27 protein-coding genes are annotated in these 24,364 nt (G+C 65.0%); 5 read left to right on the top strand and 22 right to left on the bottom strand.

Annotated features, from left to right (window positions below):
* A partial coding sequence (locus ACXJJ9_RS16200; RefSeq protein WP_457098156.1) for an outer membrane beta-barrel protein occupies positions 1-798 on the bottom strand: 798 nt, incomplete at its 3' end.
* Between the two features lie 115 nt (positions 799-913).
* The gene (locus ACXJJ9_RS16205) at positions 914-2,410 is read right to left on the bottom strand and encodes a bifunctional 2-methylcitrate dehydratase/aconitate hydratase (RefSeq protein ID WP_457098157.1); all 1,497 of its coding nucleotides are present in this window, start codon (positions 2,408-2,410) and stop codon (positions 914-916) included.
* 152 nt (positions 2,411-2,562) lie between these two features.
* Between ACXJJ9_RS16205 and ACXJJ9_RS16210 the strand changes: the two genes are divergently transcribed.
* Together ACXJJ9_RS16210 and ACXJJ9_RS16215 are read left to right on the top strand one after the other, a co-directional pair.
* Positions 2,563-3,345, top strand: a complete 783-nt coding sequence (locus ACXJJ9_RS16210) for a dioxygenase family protein (RefSeq protein WP_457098173.1) — start codon at positions 2,563-2,565, stop codon at positions 3,343-3,345.
* Positions 3,346-3,644: 299 nt separating this feature from the next.
* Positions 3,645-4,103 (top strand): cell wall hydrolase, encoded by a 459-nt coding sequence (locus tag ACXJJ9_RS16215; protein ID WP_457098158.1) that lies wholly within the window; start codon positions 3,645-3,647, stop codon positions 4,101-4,103.
* Positions 4,104-4,171: 68 nt separating this feature from the next.
* On the opposite strand, the gene ACXJJ9_RS16220 is transcribed toward ACXJJ9_RS16215, so the two are convergent.
* The 6 genes from ACXJJ9_RS16220 to ACXJJ9_RS16245 all read right to left on the bottom strand — a co-directional run bounded on the left by ACXJJ9_RS16220 (position 4,172) and on the right by ACXJJ9_RS16245 (position 10,039).
* Positions 4,172-4,648: a potassium channel family protein gene (locus ACXJJ9_RS16220; RefSeq protein WP_457098159.1), complete on the bottom strand. Its 477-nt coding sequence runs from the start codon at positions 4,646-4,648 to the stop codon at positions 4,172-4,174.
* A 20-nt stretch (positions 4,649-4,668) separates the two neighbouring features.
* Positions 4,669-5,823 (bottom strand): bifunctional 2-methylcitrate synthase/citrate synthase, encoded by a 1,155-nt coding sequence (prpC, locus tag ACXJJ9_RS16225; protein ID WP_310053750.1) that lies wholly within the window; start codon positions 5,821-5,823, stop codon positions 4,669-4,671.
* A gap of 250 nt (positions 5,824-6,073) precedes the next feature.
* Positions 6,074-6,961 (bottom strand): methylisocitrate lyase, encoded by an 888-nt coding sequence (gene prpB, locus ACXJJ9_RS16230; protein ID WP_457098160.1) that lies wholly within the window; start codon positions 6,959-6,961, stop codon positions 6,074-6,076.
* Between the two features lie 196 nt (positions 6,962-7,157).
* The gene (locus ACXJJ9_RS16235; RefSeq protein WP_310053752.1) at positions 7,158-8,144 is read right to left on the bottom strand and encodes a malate dehydrogenase; all 987 of its coding nucleotides are present in this window, start codon (positions 8,142-8,144) and stop codon (positions 7,158-7,160) included.
* A gap of 64 nt (positions 8,145-8,208) precedes the next feature.
* Complete coding sequence (locus tag ACXJJ9_RS16240; protein WP_457098161.1) at positions 8,209-9,414, bottom strand: pyridoxal phosphate-dependent aminotransferase; 1,206 nt, start codon at positions 9,412-9,414, stop codon at positions 8,209-8,211.
* 130 nt (positions 9,415-9,544) lie between these two features.
* Entirely contained in the window at positions 9,545-10,039 is a 495-nt protein-coding gene (locus ACXJJ9_RS16245; RefSeq protein ID WP_310053754.1) for a peptidylprolyl isomerase, read from the bottom strand.
* Positions 10,040-10,205: 166 nt separating this feature from the next.
* Between ACXJJ9_RS16245 and typA the strand changes: the two genes are divergently transcribed.
* The 3 genes from typA (at position 10,206) to ACXJJ9_RS16260 (ending at position 14,377) form a co-directional block, all read left to right on the top strand.
* A complete protein-coding gene (gene typA, locus ACXJJ9_RS16250; protein ID WP_457098162.1) occupies positions 10,206-12,035 on the top strand; it encodes a translational GTPase TypA in 1,830 nt (609 codons plus the stop codon).
* A 35-nt stretch (positions 12,036-12,070) separates the two neighbouring features.
* Positions 12,071-12,556 carry a DUF2127 domain-containing protein gene (locus tag ACXJJ9_RS16255; RefSeq protein ID WP_457098163.1) on the top strand — a complete coding sequence of 162 codons (486 nt, stop codon included), beginning with the start codon at positions 12,071-12,073 and terminating at the stop codon, positions 12,554-12,556.
* A 195-nt stretch (positions 12,557-12,751) separates the two neighbouring features.
* Complete coding sequence (locus ACXJJ9_RS16260; RefSeq protein ID WP_457098174.1) at positions 12,752-14,377, top strand: amidase; 1,626 nt, start codon at positions 12,752-12,754, stop codon at positions 14,375-14,377.
* Here ACXJJ9_RS16260 and ACXJJ9_RS16265 read toward each other — a convergent pair whose 3' ends face one another.
* The 14 genes from ACXJJ9_RS16265 to rpsH all read right to left on the bottom strand — a co-directional run bounded on the left by ACXJJ9_RS16265 (position 14,378) and on the right by rpsH (position 24,279).
* Complete coding sequence (locus ACXJJ9_RS16265) at positions 14,378-15,766, bottom strand: class II 3-deoxy-7-phosphoheptulonate synthase (protein ID WP_457098164.1); 1,389 nt, start codon at positions 15,764-15,766, stop codon at positions 14,378-14,380.
* Positions 15,767-15,915: 149 nt separating this feature from the next.
* Positions 15,916-16,422: a disulfide bond formation protein B gene (locus ACXJJ9_RS16270; protein ID WP_457098175.1), complete on the bottom strand. Its 507-nt coding sequence runs from the start codon at positions 16,420-16,422 to the stop codon at positions 15,916-15,918.
* A 201-nt stretch (positions 16,423-16,623) separates the two neighbouring features.
* Complete coding sequence (gene rplQ / locus ACXJJ9_RS16275) at positions 16,624-16,995, bottom strand: 50S ribosomal protein L17 (RefSeq protein ID WP_310053758.1); 372 nt, start codon at positions 16,993-16,995, stop codon at positions 16,624-16,626.
* A 179-nt stretch (positions 16,996-17,174) separates the two neighbouring features.
* Entirely contained in the window at positions 17,175-18,173 is a 999-nt protein-coding gene (locus ACXJJ9_RS16280; protein ID WP_310053759.1) for a DNA-directed RNA polymerase subunit alpha, read from the bottom strand.
* 154 nt (positions 18,174-18,327) lie between these two features.
* Entirely contained in the window at positions 18,328-18,957 is a 630-nt protein-coding gene (gene rpsD, locus ACXJJ9_RS16285; protein WP_310053760.1) for a 30S ribosomal protein S4, read from the bottom strand.
* A gap of 14 nt (positions 18,958-18,971) precedes the next feature.
* Positions 18,972-19,367: a 30S ribosomal protein S11 gene (gene rpsK / locus ACXJJ9_RS16290; protein ID WP_056135964.1), complete on the bottom strand. Its 396-nt coding sequence runs from the start codon at positions 19,365-19,367 to the stop codon at positions 18,972-18,974.
* A gap of 13 nt (positions 19,368-19,380) precedes the next feature.
* Positions 19,381-19,737 carry a 30S ribosomal protein S13 gene (rpsM, locus tag ACXJJ9_RS16295; RefSeq protein WP_310053761.1) on the bottom strand — a complete coding sequence of 119 codons (357 nt, stop codon included), beginning with the start codon at positions 19,735-19,737 and terminating at the stop codon, positions 19,381-19,383.
* Between the two features lie 366 nt (positions 19,738-20,103).
* Positions 20,104-21,459, bottom strand: a complete 1,356-nt coding sequence (secY, locus tag ACXJJ9_RS16300) for a preprotein translocase subunit SecY (protein WP_457098165.1) — start codon at positions 21,457-21,459, stop codon at positions 20,104-20,106.
* Between the two features lie 7 nt (positions 21,460-21,466).
* Complete coding sequence (gene rplO, locus ACXJJ9_RS16305; RefSeq protein ID WP_310053899.1) at positions 21,467-21,913, bottom strand: 50S ribosomal protein L15; 447 nt, start codon at positions 21,911-21,913, stop codon at positions 21,467-21,469.
* Positions 21,913-22,113, bottom strand: coding sequence for a 50S ribosomal protein L30 (rpmD, locus tag ACXJJ9_RS16310; protein ID WP_386750769.1), 201 nt, complete (start codon positions 22,111-22,113; stop codon positions 21,913-21,915). Before rpmD ends, rplO begins: the two co-directional genes overlap by 1 nt.
* The gene (gene rpsE, locus ACXJJ9_RS16315) at positions 22,106-22,648 is read right to left on the bottom strand and encodes a 30S ribosomal protein S5 (protein WP_310053764.1); all 543 of its coding nucleotides are present in this window, start codon (positions 22,646-22,648) and stop codon (positions 22,106-22,108) included. The genes rpmD and rpsE overlap by 8 nt, the downstream gene beginning before the upstream one ends.
* 306 nt (positions 22,649-22,954) lie before the next feature.
* Positions 22,955-23,311 carry a 50S ribosomal protein L18 gene (rplR, locus tag ACXJJ9_RS16320; protein ID WP_457098166.1) on the bottom strand — a complete coding sequence of 119 codons (357 nt, stop codon included), beginning with the start codon at positions 23,309-23,311 and terminating at the stop codon, positions 22,955-22,957.
* A 29-nt stretch (positions 23,312-23,340) separates the two neighbouring features.
* Complete coding sequence (rplF, locus tag ACXJJ9_RS16325) at positions 23,341-23,868, bottom strand: 50S ribosomal protein L6 (RefSeq protein ID WP_457098167.1); 528 nt, start codon at positions 23,866-23,868, stop codon at positions 23,341-23,343.
* A gap of 15 nt (positions 23,869-23,883) precedes the next feature.
* Complete coding sequence (rpsH, locus tag ACXJJ9_RS16330; RefSeq protein WP_310053767.1) at positions 23,884-24,279, bottom strand: 30S ribosomal protein S8; 396 nt, start codon at positions 24,277-24,279, stop codon at positions 23,884-23,886.
* Positions 24,280-24,364: the final 85 nt, after the last annotated feature.

Genomic DNA, 24,364 nt, shown 5'->3' on the forward strand with positions numbered 1-24,364 from the left:
GATCTGCACCGCGTCGGGACGCAGCGTCGCCTTGTCGAAGTCGAAGTTCACGCCCTTCAGGTCGATCGACACCGGCACCGGGCAACCGTCCGGACCGATCGTCTGGCCGGCCTGCGAACCCGGGCACTTGTCGTCGCAGTTGTTCACGCCGTCGCCGTCGTCGTCGCCATCGGCGCAGCTCGGAGCCGGCGGCGGCGGCGGAGCGGCCACCACGGGTTCCGGACCCAGCGGGATGATGATGCCGACCGAGGCGAGGATGTCGCCGTACCAGTTCGAGTCGGAGTGCACGCTCTGGTCGTCGAAGTCGGCGCGGTAGGCCAGTTCGGTGCGGACGCCCCAACGACCCATGTCGGCCTGGATGCCGGCGCCGACCTTGGCGGCGAAGTTACCGTCCTTGCGCTGGTCCGGCGAGTCCGCGTTCGGGAATGCATCGAACTCTTCCTCGGAACGCTGATAGCCCAGCCCACCCATGAGGTACGGGTTCCAGTTGCGGCCTTCAGAGATGAAGTGATAGCGCGCGTCGAACGAGATGCCGTACTGGCTCCAGTTGAGGTCCTGGTTGTCGTCGAAGTTGGGGTTCTGGTAATTCAACTCGGCATCCACCGACCAGTTGTCGGTGAAGAACTTGCCGACGCCGAGGCTCACGAAGGGGTCGTTACCGGTGCCGCGATCGTTGTCCTGGAAGTTGAAACCTACAGCACCGGTCAGGTACCAGCGGTCATCGAAGTCTTGCGCTTGCGCTACTTGGGCAAGGCTCAGCCCACCCAGCAGGGCGGCGCAGAGGAGTTTCTTATTCATCTTGTGCTCCTTTGAATTGGAAAGCCGCCACTGCGGGGTTCCTTGGTCTTGGGGGATGGCATACCTGAACGACACGCCACCCGCGCAGGCTAGGTACCCCCTCGTGAAAGCAGTGTTAAAAAATACGTGTTTCGTACAAGTCTGAATCCGCATTTGAAACGCCTGCGCTTGTCAGCAGCGCCATGAAGGCAGTTACCGGGAGGGCATCCAGCCTTTCGGGGTCGCCGGCCAGTGCCAACAGGGTCTCGACATTGGCGGCAGGCAGCTTCGTGCGGACCGCGGCTTCGAACTTGGCCATCAATAAAGGGATCGCTTCGGCGCGGCGCTTGCGGTGGCCCAGGGGGTAGTCGATCGAGATCTTGGCGGTGGCCGTACCGTCCTTGAAAAAGGCCTGCACCGAATTACCGATGTAGCGCTTGTCCGGATCGAAGTAGTCGCGGGTGAAGCGTGGGTTCTCCTTCACCACCATCCTGTCGCGCAGTGCATCGAGGCGCGGGTCCGCGGCCACTGCATCGCTGTAGTCGGTCGCGACGAGGCGACCGAAGACCAGCGGCACCGCGACCATGTACTGCAGGCAATGGTCCCGGTCCGCGTAGTTGGCGAGCGGGCCGGTCTTGTCGATGATGCGGATAGCCGCCTCCTGGGTTTCCAGTTCGATGCGTTCGACCTGGTCGAGCCGATCCTTCACCTGGTCGTGCAGCCGCAGCGCGCATTCGACCGCGGTCTGCGCATGGAACTCGGCCGGAAAGCTGATCTTGAAGAGCACGTTCTCCATCACGTAGCTGGCCAATGGGCGTTCGAACTCGAACGGCTTGCCTTCGAAGGCGATGTCGTAGAAACCCCAGGTCGGAACACTCAGTGCACTCGGGTATCCAACCACGCCCTTCACCGCGTTCAACGCATGGATGACGGCACGGCGACAGGCATCGCCAGCGGCCCAGCTCTTGCGCGGGCCGGTATTGGGGGCATGGCGATAGGTGCGCAGCGCGCCGTTGTCGATCCAGCTGTGCGAGATGGCGGTGATCACTTCGTCCCTGCCGCCGCCGAGCATTCGCGTACTGACGGCGGTCGAGGCCAGGCGCACCAGGATCACGTGGTCAAGGCCAACGCGGTTGAACGAATTCTTCAACGCGTAACAGCCCTGGATTTCGTGCGCCTTGATCGCATGACCCAGCACCTCCCTCATGGCCAGGGCCTTGCCGCCTTCCCGCTCCGCCTTTCGGCCGAGATAGTCGGCGACCGCGAGGATCGCGCCGAGATTGTCGGACGGGTGCCCCCACTCCGCGGCCAGCCAGGTGTCGTTGAAGTCGAGCCAGCGGATCTGGACGCCGATGTTGTAGGCGCCCTGTGCCGGGTCCAGCGCGTGCGAGGTGAATGGCACGCGCGCACCACCGGGCATGTCGGCGCCGGCAACCAGCGGCCCGAGGTGCTTCACGCATTCCTTGTGGTCCATTGCCAGCGCGGCGCAGGCCAGTGAATCGAGCAGCATGTAGCGTGCGGTGTCGAAGGCCTCCCGGGAATCGATCCGGTAATCGACAACGTAGTCCGCGATCTCCGCCATCGGCGGGTCGGGCTCCGGGCGGACGGTAGAACGGGTGTTGAACTGGCCCATGGGTGTGCTCCGCAGGTGGGCGACGCTCGCGGGGTTGGCCGCGGCGCATTTCGCCGGGCGGGATGCCGGACGGCTCGCGCATTGTGGAACGCATCGACGCGAAGGGCGTGCTTGGAATCCAGCGGTGCCGGGCTCACCCTGACGGCATGGATATCGAACGCCTGCCCACCGTTTTCCTCTCCCACGGCTCGCCGATGCTGGCGACGGACGACTCGCCGGCGGGTCGCTTCCTCGATGGGCTCGGCGCGGCCCTGCCCCGCCCCCGCGCGATAGTGGTTGCCTCTGCGCACTTCCTGACCGACCGGCCCGTGCTGGGGGGCCATGCCCAACCGCATACCGTCCACGACTTCGGCGGATTTCCAGAACCGCTGTACCAGCTCCAATACCCCGCGCCCGGTTCGCCCGAACTGGCGGAAGACATCGCCGGGCGACTGGCAAGCGCCGGCCTGGCGGCCAGGGTGCGCCCCGGCCATGGCCTGGATCACGGCGTCTGGGTGCCGCTGCGGCGCATGTATCCGCAGGCGGATATTCCGGTCGTGCCGCTGTCGGTGAATCCCCTTGCCGATGCCGCCGCGCACTTCGCGCTCGGGCAGGCGCTGGCCGGCCTGCGGGGGGAAGGCGTGCTGGTGATCGGCTCCGGCGGCTTCGTCCATAACCTGGGCGACCTGGACTGGCAGCACCGCGATGTCCCGCTGGCCCCCTGGGCGGCTGCCTTCGCCTCCTGGATGCACGAGAAGCTGGCCAGCCATGACTGGGCCGCCCTGCTCGACTGGCAGGCGCAGGCGCCCAATGCCCGGCACGCCCACCCCACCACGGAGCATCTGATGCCCTTGTTCGTCGCGTTGGGCGCCGCGGGGGCCGACCCGGAAGTCGAAGTCCTGCATCGCTCGCACGAGTTGGGCACCCTCGCCCTGGACGCCTTCGCCTTCCGCTGACCCTCCATGACGGATACTCGCGCCTAGCACCGGACCGGGCTGGGCACAATCCGTGACCGGCTTCACCAATTCAGCTACGGTTAGGAAAACCGCCGCTACCGTGCGCCAACTTTTCAGCCGCCCCCCGGCGGCACCGTCGCAACGCCCGCGCCCTCGCGCGGTCCCGATGCCCGGGCAAAGCACGCCAGAGAGCGTGCCGCCCTCCCCAGTACGCCATACCGGATCCCGCCCCCGGCAGCCGCCTCCCGAATGGAGACGACGCCGACGTGCGGACCGGCCAACGGAGCAAGGAGTACGACATGAAACTCGCCTGGATCCTGTGGCTGGCGTCCGTGCTGCCACCGCAATCAGCCGATTCGCTGTGCCTGAGTACCACCGTCTACCTCGAAGCCCGCGACCAGTCGGTCCGTGGCCAACAGGCGGTGGCCGAGGTCGCCCTGCGCCGCCGTGACAGCGGCCTGTGGGGCAACACCGTGTGCGACGTGGTGACGGCCCGCAAACAGTTCGCGCCGACCCTGGTCTCGCCCTCGACGCAACTGGGCAATACCGAAGCCTGGGCGCAGGCCGTGACCGTGGCGCTGGAGGCGGAGAACAACTGGTCGCTGCCCGCCGGCAAGCGCAAGGAAATCGTTCCGGGCGCCAGCCACTTCGCCGCGCTCGGCATCGCCAGTCCTACGTGGCGCAACGCCTACCAGGTGGCGACGATCGGCGATCACACCTTCTATAAGGTGCAATCGCTCAAGCCGCGCAGGACCTGATCCGAAAGCCCCCTGGAAGAAGCAAAAAGCCGCGCAATGCGCGGCTTTTTTTCGGGCTTCGCAATCCATCAGCGCGAGGCTGGCTCGCGCCAAAGGCGCGACATCTCCAGGTAAGTGAAGGAAGCCGACCAGGTGATCAATAACAATCCGGTCAAGGACTCCATGCCGGATACCAGCCGAATGGCGCCCACCGGCGCCAGGTCGCCAAACCCGACGGTGCTGAACGTGATCGCCGACAGGTAGACCGCGTCGAAGACTGTGTCGGTGCCTGGGTTGCCATGCAGGAATCCGGTCCCCGGCACCTGGATCAGGCCCCAATAAGTGAGGCCATAACACCAGATCTCCACGATGTGCAGCCCCAACAACGCGAAGATGATCTGGAGCATCGCGCCGCGGTCGTGCCTGGGCGCGCGCCGCGAATAGCGGCGCGCCAGCCAATGCACCCCTTCGTAATGGATCACCACCACCAGCGCCGTCACCACGAAGGCGACTGCGGCGACCAGCAGGTGCGCCCTGAACTGACCTTCCGGGATGAACCAGCTCAAGGACGGCACCTCGCGCGTTGTCAGCGCTTGTCGATCGCCACGTATGCGCGATCTTCCGGCCCGATGTAGTTCGCGCTCGGGCGGATGATCTTGCCGTCCTCGCGCTGCTCGATGACGTGCGCGCTCCAGCCGGTGGTGCGGGCGATGACGAACAGCGGCGTGAACATCGGCGTCGGGATTCCCATCATGTGGTAGGCCGATGCCGAGTACCAGTCGAGGTTCGGGAACATCTTCTTGGTGTCCATCATCAGGTTCTCGATGCGCTCGGACACGTCGAACAGCGTCTGGTTGCCGCCGTCCTTGCACAGCTTGCGCGAGAGTTCCTTGATGATCGGATTGCGCGGATCGCCGATGGTGTAGACCGGATGTCCGAAGCCGATGATGATCTCCTTGCGTTCCATGCGCGCGCGGATATCGGCTTCGGCCTCGTCGGCGCTGTTGTAGCGGCTGATGATGTCCATCGCCACTTCATTGGCGCCGCCGTGCTTGGGACCGCGCAATGCGCCGATCGCGCCGGTGATGCACGAATGCAGGTCCGACCCGGTGCCGGCGATGACACGCGCGGTGAAGGTCGACGCATTGAATTCGTGTTCCGCGTACAGGATCAACGACTTGTCGAGCGAGTCGGCATGCAGGGCGGACGGCTCTTCGCCGTGCAGGAGATGCAGGAAATGTGCCGCGACGCTGTCGTCGTCGGTTTCAACGTCGATGCGGCGTCCATTGCGGGTGAAGTGCCACCAGTACAGCAGCATCGAACCGAAGCTGGCGATCAGCTTGTCGGCGATGTCGCGCGCCTCGGACGCCGGGTGGCCCTCGCGTTCCGGCAGTACGGCGCCCAGCACGGAGCAACCGGTGCGCAGCACATCCATCGGATGCGCGTTCGCCGGCACCAGCTCCAGTGCTTCCTGAACGATCGCAGGCAGGCCACGCAGGCGCTTGAGCTTGACCTTGTAGGCATTGAGCTGCGACTGCGTGGGCAGCGCCCCGTGCACGAGCAGGTGTGCGACTTCCTCGAACGTCGACTTCGTTGCGAGGTCGTGGATGTCGTACCCGCGGTAATGCAGGTCGTTGCCACTGCGGCCCACGGTGCACAACGCGGTGTTGCCCGCGGCGGTGCCGCTCAGGGCGACGGATTTCTTGGCCTTCGGCAGGACCTGGGCAGCGGAATCGGTCATCGGATCTCTCCTTGGGGTTGCAGCAGGATGTTGTTCATCCTGCTTGTCATTGCCGTGTCCGGAATCGGTAAGCAGCGGCGTTTTCTGTTGTAGGAAATAGCCTGGATGCGACCATTGGGGGTCGCGACGACTGCGGCGGGCCAGATCGCGCTCGCCGCAGTCGGAGGGCGGACGGACGCGCCGGCGGAGGAGGCTACAGGGGGCACGCATCGCGTGAACCTGTTCCGCTCCGTCGGCCGACCCCGCATGTTCAGTCCTTGCCGCCGGCAAACAACGCGTCGAGCTTGTCCTCGTAGGCGTGATAGCCGAGGAAGTCATACAGCTCGGCGCGCGTCTGCAGCGTGTCGACAATGTTCTTCTGCGTGCCTTCGCGACGCACGGTCTCGTAGAAGTTGAGCGCCGCCTTGTTCATGGCACGGTAGGCACCGCAGCAGTAGAGCGCGATGTCGACATTGGCATCACGCAGTTCACCGGTGGTGAAGAACGGGGTGGAACCGAATTCGGTGAGGTTGGCCAGGATCGGCACCTTCACCGCTGCCTTGAACCGGCGGTAGTCGTCGAGCGAGTTCATCGCTTCAGGAAAGATCATGTCGGCGCCGGCCTCGACATAGGCCACGGCACGCTCGATCGCCGAATCGACGCCTTCCACGGCCGCGGCATCGGTGCGGGCCATGATCACGAAGCTGTCGTCGGTGCGCGCATCGACGGCGGACTTCACGCGATCGACCATTTCGTCCTTCGACACCACTTCCTTGCCCGGGCGGTGGCCGCAGCGCTTCTGCCCCACCTGGTCTTCCATGTGCACGGCGGCAACGCCGACGTTGATGAAGGAACGAATGGTGCGGCCGATGTTGAAGGCTCCGCCCCAACCGGTGTCGATGTCGACGAGCAGCGGCATCTGCGTTGCGTCGACTATCCGGCGTGCGTCGGTGAGGACGTCCTCCATCGTGCTGATGCCGAGATCCGGCACGCCAAGCGAATTGGCGGCGACGCCGCCGCCGGACAGGTACAACGCCTTGTAGCCCGTACGCTTGGCCATCAGGCCGGCGTAGGCGGTGATGGCACCCATCACCTGCAGCGGGGATTCTTCGGCAACGGCAGCACGGAAACGCGCGCCGGCGGAGGGTGACGTGGTCATGGCTTCTCCAGAGGGACCGGCCATTTTAGCCGAGTGCCCCAGGCTGGTTGCCCCCCGATCACCCCCCCGTGGGCGGCTCTGGCGCTCCAAAGCAATGGGGCGGCCGAAGCCGCCCCACTGTGCACTCTTGTTACTGCTTGCCCGGTTCGCGCCGGCACGGGTGTCCGTCGGCACGACCCGTGGCTCGCAAGTCCGCTCACCCCAGGAGGTGAGCCACACCGGCACGCTCTTCTTCCAGTTCGGCCAGCGTCTTGTCCATCGCCGCGCGGCTGAAATCGTCGACCGGCAGGCCTTCGATGCGCGTGTACTCGCCATTCGCGCAGGTCACCGGCACGCCGTACATCACGCCTTCCGGGATGCCGTAGCTGCCGTCCGACGGCACACCCATCGTCACCCACTTGCCGTTGGTGCCCAGTGCCCAGTCGCGCATGTGGTCGATGGCCGCATTGGCGGCCGAGGCGGCCGACGACAGGCCGCGCGCCTCGATGATCGCCGCGCCGCGCTTGCCGACCACCGGAATGAAGGTGTTGGCGTTCCAGTCGGCGTCGTTGATCTTGTCCTTCAGCGACGCGCCATTGACGGTTGCGAAGCGGTAATCCGGGTACATGGTCGGGCTGTGGTTGCCCCACACGACCATCTTCTCGATGTCGGCGACGGCGACACCGGCCTTGCTGGCCAGCTGCGACAGCGCGCGGTTGTGGTCGAGGCGCAACATTGCAGTGAAGTTCTTCGCCGGCAGCGACGGTGCCGACTTCATGGCGATGTAGGCGTTGGTATTGGCCGGGTTGCCCACGACCAGCACCTTGACGTTGCGCGAGGCCACGTCGTTCAGCGCCTTGCCCTGCACCGTGAAGATCTCGGCGTTCTTCAGCAGCAGGTCCTTGCGCTCCATGCCCGGGCCGCGCGGCATCGCGCCGACCAGCAGGGCGTAGTCGGCGTCCTTGAACGCGACCTTGGGATCATCGGTGCCGACCATGCCGGCGAGCAGCGGGAACGCGCAGTCCTCGAGCTCCATCATCACGCCCTTGAGCGCGGCCTGGGCCTTCTCCATCGGCAGCTCCAGCATCTGCAGGATGACGGGCTGGTCCTTGCCAAGCATTTCGCCGGAGGCGATGCGGAACAGCAGGGCATAGCCGATCTGGCCGGCAGCACCGGTGACGGCAACGCGGACGGGGGTCTTCATGTGGGGCAACTCCTGGATGGAAAGGCGGGGCGTTCACGCGCCCCGCGACAAACGGATCGTTGGATCAGGACAGTTCGTTGAAGAAGTCCTGGAAACGCTGCAGGCCCGGGGCAAGCTGCGGTGTCGGGCAGGTGTAGCTGATGCGCAGCGCGCGCGGCTCGCCGAAAGCCGAGCCGGGTACGCAGGCCACGCCCTTGGCTTCGAGCAGCGCATCGCAGAAATCAACATCGTTGTTGACCTTGATGCCGGTCGGACCGTGGGTCTTGCCGAAGGCGACGCTGACGTCGGGGAACACGTAGAACGCGCCCTGCGGACGCGGGCACACCACGCCCGGCAGCGAATTCATCACCGCCATGACCTGGTCGCGCTTGGCCTGGAACTCGGCGTTCTTCTGCGTCGGCACGTCCTGCGGTCCGCACAGCGCGGCCACCGCGGCGGCGGTGACGATTTCCGGAATGTTGGTGATGTGATTCGAGTTCATTGTCGCGATCGCCTGCGCGACCACTTCGGGACCGGCCATGAAGCCAACGCGCCAGCCCGGCATGCCGTAGGTCTTTGACAGCGAGTCGATGAAGATCACGCGGTCGCGCAGTTCCGGCCGTGCGTGCACGAAGTTGTGGTAACCCACGCCATCGAACACCATGCGGTTATAGATGTCGTCGGTGATGATCCAGGTGTCGGGATACTTCGCGGCGACGTCGGCGAGCGCGCTGATTTCTTCCTTCGAGTAGACCATCCCGGTCGGATTCGAAGGGTTGTTGAACAGGAACACCTTGGGCTTCTTCGCCAACGCCACGTCGAGCTGGGCCGGCGTGAGCTTGTAGTCCTGCGAAGGCGGGCACGGCAGCAGGTCGATCTTCGCGTTGACGATTTCCGCGATGTCGAGGTAGCTGGTCCAGTACGGCGTCGGGAAGGTGATGGTGTCGCCTTCGTCGAGCAATGCCTCGGCCAGGTTGTAGATCACGTGCTTGGCACCGATGCCGGTGGCGACGTTGACCTTGGCGTAGCCGTCCAGGCCGATCTTGTGGATATGGGCAAGGAACGCATCCAGCAACACGTCGGCACCGCGGTTGCTGCCGTACTGGCCGCTGTCCTTGGTCAGCGCCTCGCGCGCGGCGGCGTAGACATGCTCGGCGGGGAGGAAGTTGGGGACACCGATCGAGAAGCTGATGATGTCGCGGCCTTCGGCCTTGAGGCGCTTGGCCTTCTCGGCCACCTGCATGATCGCGCTGGGCTTGGCGCGACCGATGCGCCGGGCAAGCTGAGGCATGGGGCGGAACCTGTGGAGAGGAAGCTTCATATTGTAGCGGCGCAAGTGTTGCGTGGCAGCCACGCAGTTTTCCGCCGGCCCAAATGAAAAGGGGCGCTTGCGCGCCCCTTCCCTGCTCCACCCGGCCGACTCAGGCCGCGAGGATCTTGTTCCACTCGGCCACGCGGTCGGCCTTGGCGGCCAGCGCCGCGGCGGCGTCGCCTTCGATCTTGAGCGAGTTGATCTTGTCGCCCTGCTTGATCGAGTCGACCACGTCCTGGCCCTCGAGCACCTTGCCGAAGACGGTGTGCTTGCCGTCCAGCCAGCCGCAGGGCACGTGGGTGATGAAGAACTGGCTGCCGTTGGTATTGGGGCCTGCATTGGCCATCGACAGGACGCCGCGCTCGTGGCGCAGGCCGTTGTTGGCCTCGTCCTCGAACTTGTAGCCCGGGCCGCCGGTGCCGGTGCCCAGCGGGCAGCCGCCCTGGACCATGAACTCGTTGATGACGCGGTGGAACTTGAGACCGTCGTAATAACCGCGCTGGGCCAGGTTGACGAAGTTGGCGACGGTCAGCGGCGCCTTGTCGGCGGCCAGTTCGACGCGGATCGTGCCGCGGTCGGTGTCGAAATTGGCGATCAGGCTCATGGGGAACGGCTCCGGTAGTGGAATTCACGGCCCGATATGGGGTCCGTGAACAGGACCGACAAGAATACCGCAGCTGTTCAACCTGAACAGGACGCGGGTAATCGGGGCGGGCTATACTTACCGGCTTCCTTCCGCTGACTTTGCGTCCTCGCCGGCGCCTTCCTGCATGTCTATCGAACGCCTGCGCAATATCGCCATCGTCGCCCACGTCGACCACGGCAAGACCACCCTCGTCGACTGCCTGCTGAAGCAGTCGGGCACCCTGTCCGAACGCACGGTGCTGGCCGAACGCGCGATGGACAGCAACGACCAGGAAAAGGAACGTGGCATCACGATCCTGGCCAAGAACACGGCCATCACCTGGCAGGGCAACCGCATCAACATCGTCGACACCCCCGGACACGCCGACTTCGGTGGCGAGGTGGAGCGCGTGCTGTCGATGGTCGACTCGGTCCTGATCCTCGTCGACGCGATGGACGGCCCGATGCCGCAGACCCGCTTCGTCACCCAGAAGGCGTTCGCGATGGGCTTCAAGCCGATCGTGGTCGTCAACAAGATCGACCGCCCCGGCGCGCGTCCGGACTGGGTGATCGACCAGGTGTTCGACCTGTTCGACAAGCTCGGCGCCACCAACGAGCAGCTGGATTTCCCGATCGTGTACGCCTCGGCGCTGCACGGCTATGCCAGCCTCGACGATGCCGCGCGCGACGGCGACATGACCCCGCTGTACGAAGCGATCATGAAGCACGTCCCGCCGCCGCAGGTCGACCTCGACGGTCCGTTCCAGATGCGCATCAGCCAGCTGGACTACAGCAATTTCGTCGGGCTGATCGGCATCGGCCGCATCCAGCGCGGCAAGGTCCGCCGCAACATGCCGGTCAGCGTGGTCGACCGTGAAGGCAAGAAGCGCCAGGGCAAGGTCCTGCAGGTACTGGGCTTCATGGGCCTGGAGCGCCTGGAGACCGAGGAAGCCGAGGCCGGCGATATCGTCGCCATCTCCGGCGTCGCCGACCTGTCGATCTCCGACACGGTTTGCGCACTCGACACCCCGGAAGCTCTGCCCGCCCTCACCGTGGACGAGCCGACCATCAGCATGACCTTCCAGGTGAACAACTCCCCGTTCGCCGGCAACAAGGAACTGAGCGGCGGCAAGTTCCTCACCAGCCGCCAGCTGCGCGAGCGCCTGGAGCGCGAAACGCTGCACAACGTGGCGCTCAAGGTCGAGGAAGGCTCCGATCCGGACAAGTTCCTGGTCTCGGGCCGTGGCGAACTGCATCTCTCGGTGCTGATCGAGAACATGCGCCGCGAAGGCTTCGAGCTGGCCGTGTCGCGCCCGGAAGTCATCATCAAGGAAATCGACGGCAAGCTCATGGAGCCGATCGAACAGCTGGTGGTCGACATCGAGGAGCAGCACCAGGGCGGCGTCATGGAGAAGCTGGGCACCCGCAAGGGCCAGCTGAAGAACATGGAATCCGACGGCAAGGGCCGTGTGCGCCTGGACTACATGATCCCGGCGCGTGGCCTGATCGGCTTCCAGAACGAGTTCCGCACCCTCACCCAGGGTTCGGGCCTGCTGTTCCACGTGTTCGACCATTACGGTCCGAAGGAAACCGGTGCGATCGCCAAGCGCATCAACGGCGTGATGATCGCCAATGCCCCCGGCACGACCCCGGCCTACTCGCTCGGCCCGCTGGAAGAGCGCGGCCGCCTGTTCGCCGCGGAAGGCGACCAGGTGTACGAAGGCCAGCTGATCGGCATCCACTCCAAGGACAACGACCTGACCGTCAACGCGATCAAGCCCAAGCCGCTGACCAACATGCGCGCCTCGGGCAAGGATGACGCGATCAAGCTGACGCCGGCGATCAAGTACACCCTTGAGCAGGCGCTGGACTTCATCGAGGAGGACGAGCTCGTCGAAGTCACCCCGAAGGAAATCCGCCTGCGCAAGAAGTTCCTCACCGAAAGCGATCGCAAGCGCGCCTCGCGCGCCGCGTAAGCCATGCTGCTGATTGCCACGGGCGTCGCCTGTCCATGACCGACGTCGCCCAGCATCAGCATCCGCACTACAACCCGGATCCGCATGCGCATCCGGGACTGCATGTCATCGCGATCTTCGAAGCGGCCAAGGGCCTGCTCGCCCTGGTGGCGGCCAGCGGCCTGGAAATCCTCGGCCCTGCCCCGCTGCAGCGCTGGCTGCATGAGCTGATCAACCGCTTCCAGCTCGATCCGCACCACGGCGCGATCGACTGGTTGTCCCACGTCATCAATCCCGGTTCCGTGCACCTGGCCGCGGCGATCGGCTTCGGCTATGCGGCGCTGCGTTTTGTCGAGGCCTGGGGCCTGTGGCGCGTGCGCAGGTGGGGATCGTGGCTGGGCTGCATCAGCGCCGCCGTGTACCTGCCCCTCGATGTGTATGCGCTGGTCCAGCATCCCGGCTGGCTGGCGGTGACCGTGCTGGTGGTCAACCTGATCGTGGTCTGGGTGCTGGCGCGCGACCTGTTCAACCGCCGCTACTGACCGCGCCCCTCGGCGACGCAGGCGGCGAAATATCCGCAGCGTGACCGCGACCACAGCTTCAAGCCCGCCCTGCCCTTGTCTGCACGCCCGTCCGCGGTGATGCTGAACGGGGCCCGCGCCATGCCGCGGCAAGGGGAAAATGCAATGTCCGTGTTGAGCCGAATCCGCGGCGGCCATGGCGTGCGCGCCGCCGCATTGTCTGTTGCCGTGATCGTCGCGCTGGGCGCCTGCGACCGGATCAGGGACCTGATGACCTCCGCCGACGGAGACGCGGTCCGGCCGGAAGCCACGTCCCCCACCGATTTCGCCTTCGCCGAAGCCGGCATCGGCGATCTGTCCGCGCGAATGGACCGCGGCGAACTGAGCAGCCATGCACTCACGCGTGCCTATCTCGATCGCATCGCCGCCATCGACGACGCCGGGCCAACCCTCAACGCGGTGATCGAACTCAATCCCCTCGCGCTCAAGGAAGCCGACGCGCGCGATGCGGAGAGAAAGGCAGGTCGCGTCCGCGGTCCGCTGCACGGCATCCCGGTGCTGCTCAAGGACAACATCGATGCCACGCCCATGGTGAATTCCGCCGGCTCGCTGGCGCTGGCAAACCACAAGCCCGGGCGCGACGCATTCGTCGTCGCGCGGCTGCGTGCGGCCGGCGCGGTGATCCTCGGCAAGGCCAACCTCAGCGAATGGGCGAACTTCCGCTCGCCGCATTCGACCTCCGGATGGAGCGCACGCGGTGGGCTGACACGCAATCCTTACGTGCTTGACCGCAGCGCCTGCGGCTCCAGTTCCGGCACTGCGAGCGCGATCGCCGCCAACCTGGCCACCGCGGGCATCGGCACCGAAACCGACGGCAGCATCATCTGCCCCGCTGCGGTCACCGGCCTGGTCGGCCTGAAGCCGACCGTGGGCCTGGTCAGCCGCGACGGCATCATTCCGATCTCCCGCAGCCAGGACACCGCCGGTCCGATGGCACGCAGCGTTTCCGATGCGGCCTATCTGCTTGCGGCCATGGTCGGGCGTGACGAAGGCGACGCGGTCACCGCCAACAGCGTCGGGCATGCGGTTTTCGACTACCCGCTGCACCTCAAGGTCGACGGCCTGCGCGGTGCACGCATCGGCGTGCTGCGACAGAAGATGGGGGCCAACCCGGTCGTCGATGCCGCGATGGAACGGGCCATCGCCGCGATGCGGCGCGCAGGCGCCCTCGTGGTCGATGCCCAGATCCCCACCGACGGGCAGTGGCAAGCGGGTGAACTCGACGTGCTCACCTGGGAATTCAAGGCCGGCCTCGAGCATTACCTGGAAAGCCATGACGCACCGGTGCGCACGCTCGCCGAGCTCATCGACTTCAACAAACGCCATGCCGGCGACGAACTCAGCTACTTCGGCCAGGAATTGTTCGAGCAGGCCGACGCGAAGACCCCACTGAGCGATCCGGTCTACCTCGACGCGCGCAGCACGATCCGCCGGCTGGCCGGCGTGCAGGGCATCGATGCGGCCCTGCAGGCGCAGCAACTGGATGCGCTGGTCGCACCGGCGGCCGGCGCCGCGTGGTTGGCCGACATGACCAATGGCGATCCCCACATGGGTGCAGGCTCCGACGCCGCCGCGGTGGCGGGCTATCCCAGCCTGAGCGTGCCCATGGGCGAATCGCGCGGACTGCCGTTGGGCATCGTCTTCATGGGCACGGCGTGGAGCGAGCCACGACTGCTCGAACTCGGTTACTCCTTCGAACAGGCGACGAAGGCACGCAAACGGCCACGGTTCCTTGCCACCCTGCCGGCCCTCAATTCCCCGACGGCCAGAGCCGCGAGGTAGCTATTCCAACCGCGCCAGCTGGGCCTGCTTGCGCACGATCAGCATCGCGATTTCCAGCGCCTGCTCGTAGTTGAGGCGCGGATCGACGGTGGAACGGTAGGCGCGCTCCAGATCGCTCTCGGTAAGCTCGCGCGCGCCGCCGAGGCACTCGGTCACGTCTTCGCCAGTCAGTTCCAGGTGCACGCCGCCCAGGCGCGTGCCTGCCGCGCCATGCAGGTCGAAAGCCTGCTCCAGCTCGCTGCGGATGTTGCGGAAGCGGCGCGTCTTGTAGCCGTTGCTGGTGCTTTCGGTGTTGCCGTGCATCGGATCGCAGATCCACAGCACGCGGCGGCCTTCGCGCTTGACCGCTTCAAGCAGTGCCGGCAGTTTCTCCGCCACGTGGGCGGCGCCCATGCGGTGGATCAGTGTCAGGCGGCCGGCCTCGTCGTTGGGGTTGAGCACATCGATCACGCGCAGCAACTGGTCCACCGTCGCCGACGGCCCGACCTTCAGGCCGATCGGATTGCGGATGCCGCGGAAGTATTCGATGTGGGCGCCATCGAGCTGCGCGGTGCGCATGCCGATCCACGGGAAATGGGTGCTGAGGTTGAACCAGCCCCATTGCCGCGGCACCTGCCGCGTCTGCGATTCCTCGTAGGGAAGCAGCAGCGCTTCGTGTGAGGTGTAGAAGTCGACCCGGTTGAGGTTGTGCACCTCGCTGCCGGACAGCGTTTCCATGAAGCGCACCGCATCGCCCACGCCGTCGACCATGCGCTGGTACTCGTCCGCGAGTGGCGAGTGACCGACCCAGCTCAGGTTCCAGTATTCGGGATGGTGGAGGTCGGCGAAGCCGCCATCGATCAGCGCGCGGATGAAGTTCATCGTCATCGCCGAGCGCGCATGCGCCTTCACCATGCGCCGCGGGTCGGGAACGCGCGCCTCCTCGGTGAAATCCGGTCCGTTGATGATGTCGCCGCGGTAACTCGGCAGCGTCACGCCATCACGCGTTTCCGTGTCGGTCGAACGCGGCTTCGCATACTGGCCGGCGAAACGTCCCACGCGCACTACCGGCAAACGCAAGCCATGCACGAGCACCAGGCTCATCTGCAGCAGCACCTTCAGCCGGTTGGAAATCACCTCCGGCGTGCAGCCCTCGAAGACCTCCGCACAATCGCCACCCTGCAGCAGGAAGCGCTTGCCTTCCTGCGCCTCGGCGATCTGCTTCTGCAGCGCCAGGATTTCCCACGATGTCACCAGTGGCGGCAGCGCATGCATTTCCTGCAGCACGCCCTCGAGCGCGGCGGCGTCCGGATACGTCGGCATCTGCAATGCAACCTTTCTGCGCCAGCTTGCCGGCGACCACTCGGTCGGCAGGTTGACGGCGCGGAGATTGCGATCGGAAGCGGACATGGCACTGGAAACGAGAAGGTGCTGCGGTGCAGCGAACTTGCATCATCCGCCGTAAATGCGGGCGCTGCAACGGTTGCAGGGGCAACCGCTGATTCCGTTTCTGCATGGGAAATTCTGCATGGGAAACGCCGCACCTGCACGGCGTGCGATCAGCGGCGACGGAATGCGGCGTAGCCCGCCCACAGCGCCAGCAGGATCAGGCAAAGCAGGCTCCATGCCGGCATCGACAGGCCCAGAAACGTCCAGTCGACCTTCGCGCATTCGCCCGAACCGGTCATCACTTTCTGGATGAGTTTCATCGGCCCCATGGTCTGGCGCATGAACTCGAACGGCGCGCCGCAGCTGGGCACCTGGTCGGCGGGCAGATGGGTGATCCAGACATGGCGGCCGGCCACCGCGATGCCGACCCCCGCAGCGATCAGGGCCAGGACGCCATAGACGCGGCGCCAGCCCCGCTGCGCAGGACCATGCAGCGCACCGAGCAGGAACACCACGCCCAGCGAGAAGAACGCGATGCGCTGGAAGATGCACAGCGGGCACGGATTGAGCGGGTTCACATCGCGGAACTGCGTATGGAACGCATAGGCAAGCATCCCGGCACAGGCCAGGAAACCCAGCAGGAACTGGATGCGGAACGAAGCGCGGAAAGGATTGATCATGTCGCTACCTTAGCGGTTGGCCAGATCCATGCAAAGACAACGGCCGCGTTGTCCCGGTTCCACCGCGCGGGAATCGAACCGAACCAGCGGCGGGGAATTTACGACCCCCGAAAAGACGAAAGCTCCGGCCGGGGGCCAGAGCTTTCGCGATCGAATACTGCAGCGACTCACACCGCGCGAGGCGGCACCCGAAGCGGATTACTGCGCGGCTTCAGGACGGTCGACCAGCTCGACGTAGGCCATCGGCGCATTGTCGCCAGCGCGGAAGCCGCACTTGAGGATGCGCAGGTAGCCGCCCGGGCGAGCCTGGTAACGCGGACCGAGGGTCGTGAACAGCGTGCCCACGGCTTCCTTGTCGCGCAGGCGCGAGAAGGCAAGACGACGGTTGGCGACGCCATCGACCTTGGCGAGGGTGATGAGCGGCTCGGCGACGCGGCGCAGCTCCTTGGCCTTCGGCAGGGTGGTGCGGATGAGGCCGTGCTTGATCAGCGAGGCAGCCATGTTGCTGAACATCGCTTCGCGATGGGCAGTGGTGCGGCTGAGGGCACGTCCGGATTTCTGGTGGCGCATGGCTTTGATTCCTGATGAATGTTGGAACTATTGGATTTCGCTGTCGCCATCGTGGCGTTGGAACTTGGACTGCGGATGGTCCGAACCGATCTTTTCCCTGACCGGCGTGTCGCGAACCTTCTGGTCCGTCGACTGGTGTTGCACGATCCCCGTCCGGGGACGGGGATCGCTTATTGCTCTTAGCCCATCATCCCGTGCGAAGCGATACCGGCCGGCGGCCAGTTCTCGAGCTTCATGCCGAGCGAAAGACCACGCTGGGCGAGGACTTCCTTGATCTCGGTGAGCGACTTCTTGCCGAGGTTCGGCGTCTTGAGCAGCTCGACTTCGGTCTTCTGGATCAGATCGCCGACGTAGTAGATGCTCTCGGCCTTGAGGCAGTTGGCCGAACGCACGGTCAGTTCGAGATCGTCGATCGGACGCAGCAGGATCGGATCCACGCCACCGGTCTGCGGCTTGGCAGCACCGCGGTCGCGGTGGGTGAAGTCACCGAACACCGACAGCTGGTCGCTGAGGATGTCGGCGGCGGTGCGCACGGCTTCCTCGGCGTCGATCGTGCCGTTGGTTTCGATGTCCAGAACCAGCTTGTCGAGGTCGGTACGCTGTTCGACGCGCGCGGCTTCCACGGCGTAGGCAACACGACGGACCGGCGAGAACGACGCATCCAGCATCAGGCGACCGATCGTGCGGGTTTCCTCATCCGGACGACGACGCGCGGCAGCCGGCTGGTAGCCGAAACCGCGTTCGATCTTCAGACGCATGTTCAGCGCAGTGTCCTTGGTCAGGTGCGCGATCACGTGCTCCGGATTGAGGATCTCGACGTTGTGGTCGGTCTTGATGTCGGCAGCGGTGACGATGCCGGGACCCTGCTTGCTCAGCGACAGCATGGAGCTGTCACCGGTGTGCATGCGGATGGCGACGTCCTTGAGGTTGAGGAGGACTTCCAGCACGTCCTCTTCGAGGCCTTCGACCGTGGTGTACTCGTGGAGCACGCCGTCGATCTCGACTTCGGTGATCGCGAAGCCGGGGATCGAGGACAGCAGCACGCGGCGAAGCGCGTTGCCGAGGGTGTGGCCGTAACCGCGTTCAAGCGGCTCGATCACGACCTTGGCGCGGTGGCCGGAGATGCGTTCGATCTGGGGACCACGCGGGCGTAGTACCTGGTTTGCGGTAACCGTCATGTTGTTGCGTTCTCCTGCAATGCCTTCGTTCGTTGTGGGGGTAACGACGTCGGCTGAGGCTTTTGGAGCTCCCTCTGTTCGAGGGAGAGGCCGGTGCGCAGGGCGCACCAGCCTGGGTTTTGGCGGGAGCGACCCTTGCGGGTCGCGGCCGTCCTTACTTCGAGTACAACTCGACGATCAGCGCTTCGTTGATGTCGCTCGGCAGGTCGGAACGATCCGGCACGGCCTTGAACACACCAGCGAACTTCTTGGCATCCACTTCGACCCACGACGGCGACAGGTCCATCTGGGCGGCGACGCCCAGGGATTCCTGCACGCGCAGCTGCTTCTGTGCGCGTTCCGACAGGGCGATCGCGTCGCCGGCCTTGACCTGGTAAGACGGCAGGTTGACCGACTTGCCGTTGACCGTGACGCCGCGGTGCGAGACCAGCTGGCGAGCGGCCGGACGGGTCACAGCGAAGCCCATGCGGTAGATGACGTTGTCAAGACGGGTCTCGAGGAGCTGCAGCAGGTTCTCACCCGTGTTGCCCTTCTTGTTCGAGGCCTTCTTGTAGTAGTTGCGGAACTGACGCTCCAGCAAGCCGTAGATGCGCTTGACCTTCTGCTTCTCACGCAACTGGGTCGCGTAGTCCGACAGCTTGCCCTTGCGGGCAGTCGGGCCATGCTGGCCAGGTTTTTGTTCGAGCTTGCACTTCGAGTCGAGAGCGCGGACGGGCGACTTCAGCGAGAGGTCGGCGCCTTCACGACGGGAGAGCTTGCACTTGGGACCAATATAACGAGCCATGTGTCTTCAGCTCCTCAGACGCGACGCTTTTTGGGCGGACGGCAGCCGTTGTGCGGGATCGGCGTGACGTCGATGATGTTTACGATCTTGTAGCCGACGTTGTTCAGAGAACGAACGGCGGACTCGCGACCGGGGCCCGGGCCCTTGATGCGCACTTCCAGCGACTTGACGCCGTAGTCGAGCGCAGCACGGCCGGCCTTTTCCGCGGCAACCTGCGCGGCAAACGGGGTCGACTTACGCGAACCGCGGAAACCCGCGCCGCCCGAAGTCGCCCACGAGAGCGCGTTGCCCTGGCGGTCGGTGATCGTGATGATGGTGTTGTTGAAAGAAGCGTGGACGTGGGCGATGCCGTCGGTGACGACTCGCTTGATCTTCTTCTTGGTCTTGGCAGCAGCAGCCGGCTTGGCCATGGTTGTCTACCCCTTACTTCTTGATGGCCTTGCGCGGACCCTTGCGGGTACGTGCATTGGTACGGGTGCGCTGACCACGCAGCGGCAGGCCGCGACGGTGACGCAGGCCGCGGTAGCAGCCCAGGTCCATCAGACGCTTGATCGACATGCCGATCTCACGACGCAGGTCGCCTTCGACCACGAACTTCGCGATCTCGCCACGCAGGCGCTCGACTTCCGGTTCCGACAGGTCGCGGATCTTGGTCGACAGGGTGACCCCGGCCGATTCACAGACCTGCTTCGAACGGGTACGGCCAATGCCGTAGATGCTTTGCAGCCCGACCCAGACGTGCTTCTGGGCAGGCAGGTTGACGCCAGCAATACGCGCCATGACGCGATTCTCCAACTGGTTTGACGGCCGGGGAATAAACCCGGCGGAGTGAACAAGAAATTTTAGCAGGGTCTCGGGTTACTTGGAAGCACTGCGACCGAAGTCGCACTACCCGGCATGGGGAGTGTGCCCATGCTCCGGCGACAGCCCCGGACTGGCCGAACCGGACGGGGCGCCCTGGTGGGAGCTCCGCCTTGTCCGGCCCCGCGCGCTACTCTGGCGCGCGAAAGGCCCGGAACCACTCGTGCGCGAGACGCCGCCCGAGTCGCCCATCTGAATCCCGGGGTCTATCCCGGGATTCGTTGCGGCCAGGATTCACCCTGGCCACCAATCGGTCCCGGCCAGGCCGGAACCGCCTTGTCTTGCTTAACGGCCGAGTCCGCTGCGCGAACCCTTGAGGTTCGCCTTCTTCAGCAGGCTCTCGTACTGGTGCGACATCAGGTGCGCCTGGATCTGCGCAATGAAGTCCATCACCACCACCACCACGATCAGCAGCGACGTGCCGCCGAAATAGAACGAGGTACCGAGCTGCGTGCGCATGATTTCCGGCAACAGGCAGACGATTACCAGGTAAATGGCACCGGCGGCCGTCAGGCGGGTCAGCACGCCGTCGACGTAGTCGGCAGTGGCCTTGCCAGGACGGATGCCAGGGATCAGCGCGCCCGACTTCTTCAGGTTGTCGGCGGTTTCCTGCGAGTTGAACACCAGCGCGGTGTAGAAGAACGCGAAACCGATGATCAGCGCCGCATACAGGATCATGTGCAGCGGCTGGCCCGAATTGAGCATCTGCGCGACCTTCTGCAGCCACGTCGCGGAACTGCTCTGGCTGAACCACGCCGCGGCCGTCGCCGGGAACATCACGATGCTCGAGGCGAAGATCGGCGGGATCACGCCCGCCATATTGAGCTTGAGCGGCAGGAACGAGGACTGGTTCATGTACGCGCTTCGGCCGCCTTGGCGCCGCGCGTAATTGACCGTGATCCGCCGTTGCCCGCGCTCAACGAACACCACCAGGTAGGTGAAGCCCAGCACCAGCGCGGCAATGACGATCGCCGCCAGCGCGTTCATGTCGCCGTTGCGGATCTGCTCGAACATGCCGATGACCGCAGCCGGCAGACCAGCGACGATGCCGGAGAAAATGATCAGCGACACGCCGTTGCCGATGCCGCGCTCGGTCACCTGCTCGCCGAGCCACATCAGGAACATGGTGCCCGCGGTCAGCGCGATCACCGCAGTCAGGATGAAACCCGGGCCGGGGTTGTAGACCACCGGAATGCCCTGGGCGGCGCCGCCGCTTTGCAGCGCAGTTGCAATCCCCCAGGCCTGGAACACGGCCAACGGAATCGCACCCATGCGGGACCACTGGTTGATCTTGCGACGACCCGACTCGCCTTCCTTCTGGATGGCCTTCAGGCTCGGCACGATCTGCGTCAGCAGCTGCACGATGATGGATGCCGAGATGTACGGCATCACGTTCAGCGCGAACAGACTGAAGCGATGCAGGGCGCCACCGGAGAACATGTTGAACATGTCCACGATGGTGCCCTGCTGGGTCTTCATCAGTTCCAGCATGGCATCCGGATTGACGCCCGGCACCGGGATGTAGCAACCGATGCGGTAGACCATCAGGGCGCCGACGACGAACAGCAGGCGTTGACGGAGCTCGGTGAACTTTCCGAGACCGCCGCCGAGGCCGGCCGCTGCGTTGCTGCTCTTCGCCATTCGTGGATTACTCCGCCGAGACCTTGCCGCCAGCCGCTTCGATCGCGGCCTTCGCACCGGCCGTAGCCAGCACGCCCTTGAGCACGAACTTCTTGGTGAGCTCGCCCTTCTTCACGATCTTGGCCTGCTTGGCGTTCGGCGGCACGAGCTTGGCTGCCTTCAGGGCGGCCAGGTCGATGTCACCGGCGGCGAGCTTGTCCAGCGCGTACAGCAGGACTTCGGCCGTGTCCTTCTTGATCAGCGAACGGAAGCCGACCTTCGGGAGGCGACGCTGCATGGGCATCTGGCCGCCTTCGAAGCCAGCCTTGATCTTGCCCTTGCCCGAACGAGCGAACGAGCCCTTGTGGCCGCGGCCGGCGGTCTTGCCCAGGCCCGAACCGATGCCGCGACCGACGCGCTTGCGATCGGTGCGCGCACCGTCAGCGGGTTGCAGAGTGTTGAGACGCATGTTGATTACTCCTCGACGCGAACGAGGTAGTGGAGCTGATTGATCAGGCCGCGCACAGACGGGCTGTCCTTCAGTTCACGCACATCGTTGAGCTTGTTCAGGCCCAGCGCCTTCACCGACAGACGGTGACGGGACTGGGTGCCACGCAGACCCTTGACCAGGCGCACCTTGACGGTGCCGGCAGCTGCCGCTTCCTTCTTAGCCATGGTTCAGGTCCTCCACCTTCTTGCCGCGCTTGGCTGCGATCTTGGCCGGCGAATGCATTTCGCCCAGGCCACGCAGGGTGGCGCGCACCAGGTTGATCGGGTTGCGCGAACCGACGGCCTTGGCCAGCACGTTCTTGACGCCAACCGCTTCCAGCACGGCGCGCATCGCGCCACCGGCGATCACGCCGGTACCTTCGGAAGCCGGCTGCATGAACACGCGCGCCGCGCCGTGGCCGGACTTCACCGCATGCCACAGGGTGCCGTTGTTCAGGTCGACATTGACGAAGCTCTTGCGGGCGTATTCCATCGACTTCTGGATCGCGACCGGCACTTCGCGTGCCTTGCCGTAACCGAAACCGACCTTGCCATTGCCGTCGCCCACAACCGTCAGCGCGGTGAAGGTGAACTGGCGGCCGCCCTTGACGGTCTTGCTGACGCGATTGACCGCGATCAGCTTCTCGATCATGCCGTCATCGACTTCTTCGCGGTTGCGATCGCGATCGCGGCCCCGCGGTGCACGTTGTTCTTCTGCCATTTCGATTACTCGGTAGTTGAAGGATTTGCGGCGTGGCCGCTTATCGTTGTTGAGTACTTCGGGCGTTTCGCCATACCGGCAATCCGGCATGGCGCCCGATGCGGCCCGCATCGGCAGGTTGGGTCAAGGTGCGCTTGGTGCGGCATTGCCGCGCCGCCTTGGCGAACGCCCGGCCATGGATGGCCGGGCCGGACGATCCGAAGGCACGTGACGTCTCGCCATGGATGGCTGCCGTCACTCGCACTTTCAACCCGTGGGCGGGCAGGCTTCCAACAGCGAAGCTGGTCAACCCTCCCCTACAGCAAATCAGAACTGCAGACCGCCGTCGCGCGCGGCATCGGCCAGCGCCTTGATGCGGCCGTGGTAGCGGTAGCCAGAACGGTCGAATGCGACCTTCTCGACGCCCGCGGCCTTGGCCTTCTCGGCGATGGCGCGACCGACCTTGGCGGCAGCGTCGGTGTTCTTGCTGCTCTTCAAGCCGTCCTTGACGTCGGCCTGCACGGTCGAGGCGGCGGCCAGGACCTTGGAGCCGTCGGCGGTGAACACCTGGGCGTACAGATGCTGGCCGGTGCGCAGCACCGTCAGGCGCGGCACGCCGAGGTCGCGGATGTGCGCGCGGGTCGATTTGGCGCGGCGCAGACGGGCGTTGTTCTTGATGCTCATGATCTGGTTCCTCGAAAGCTGAAGACCGATTAGGCCTTCTTGGCTTCCTTGCGAATGATGACTTCACCGGCGTACTTCACACCCTTGCCCTTATAGGGCTCCGGCGGACGGAAGCCACGGATCTTGGCGGCGACTTCACCGACGCGCTGCTTGTCCGCTCCGGAGACCAGGATTTCGGTCTGCGTCGGGGTGGCGATGGTGATGCCTTCCGGCGTCTGGAACAGCACCGGGTGCGAGAAACCCAGCGACAGATTCAGATCCTTGCCCTGCATGGCGGCGCGATAACCGACGCCCACCAGCTCGAGCTTGCGCTCGAAGCCTTCGGAGACGCCCTTCACCATGTTGGCGAGGATCGCGCGCAGGGTGCCGGTGAGGGCGATCTGCTCCGCGTTTTCGGTCGAGAACAGGGCATTGCCGTCTTCGACCTTGAGTTCGATCCCGGCCGGCTTCGCGATGCTCAGGGTGCCCTTCGGGCCCTTGGCACTGATGCTGTCGGCGGCGACGTTGACTTCGACACCCTTCGGGAGGGCGACCGGCTTCTTGGCTACACGAGACATGTCAGTGGGCTCCCGTTAGGCCACGAAGCACAGGACTTCACCGCCGACGCCCTGCTGGCGCGCCTGCGCATCGGTCATGATGCCCTTGGAGGTGGAAATGATGGCGACGCCGAGGCCACCGAGAACCTTCGGCAGCGCGTCCTTGCCGCGGTACTGGCGCAGGCCGGAACGCGAGTAGCGCTCGAGGCGCTCGATGACGGGCTTGCCTTCGAAATACTTCAGCACGACTTCCAGCTGGGCCTTGGCGCCATCCTGGGTCACGCGAAAATCAGCGATATAGCCCTCGTCCTTCAGGACGGTGGCGATCGCAGTCTTGATCTTGGACGACGGCATCTTCACCGTCTGCTTCCGAACAGCGGCCGCATTCTTGATGCGGACCAGCATGTCGGCGATGGGATCAGTCATGCTCATTAAAAGTCACCTATGAGTGCACCGATATCCGCAGGATTGCGAATACTTCAGTTGTGACGCCCAGCCGGGCTGAATAGCCGGGCCG

It is taken from the genome of Lysobacter sp. P5_B9, assembly GCF_054049835.1.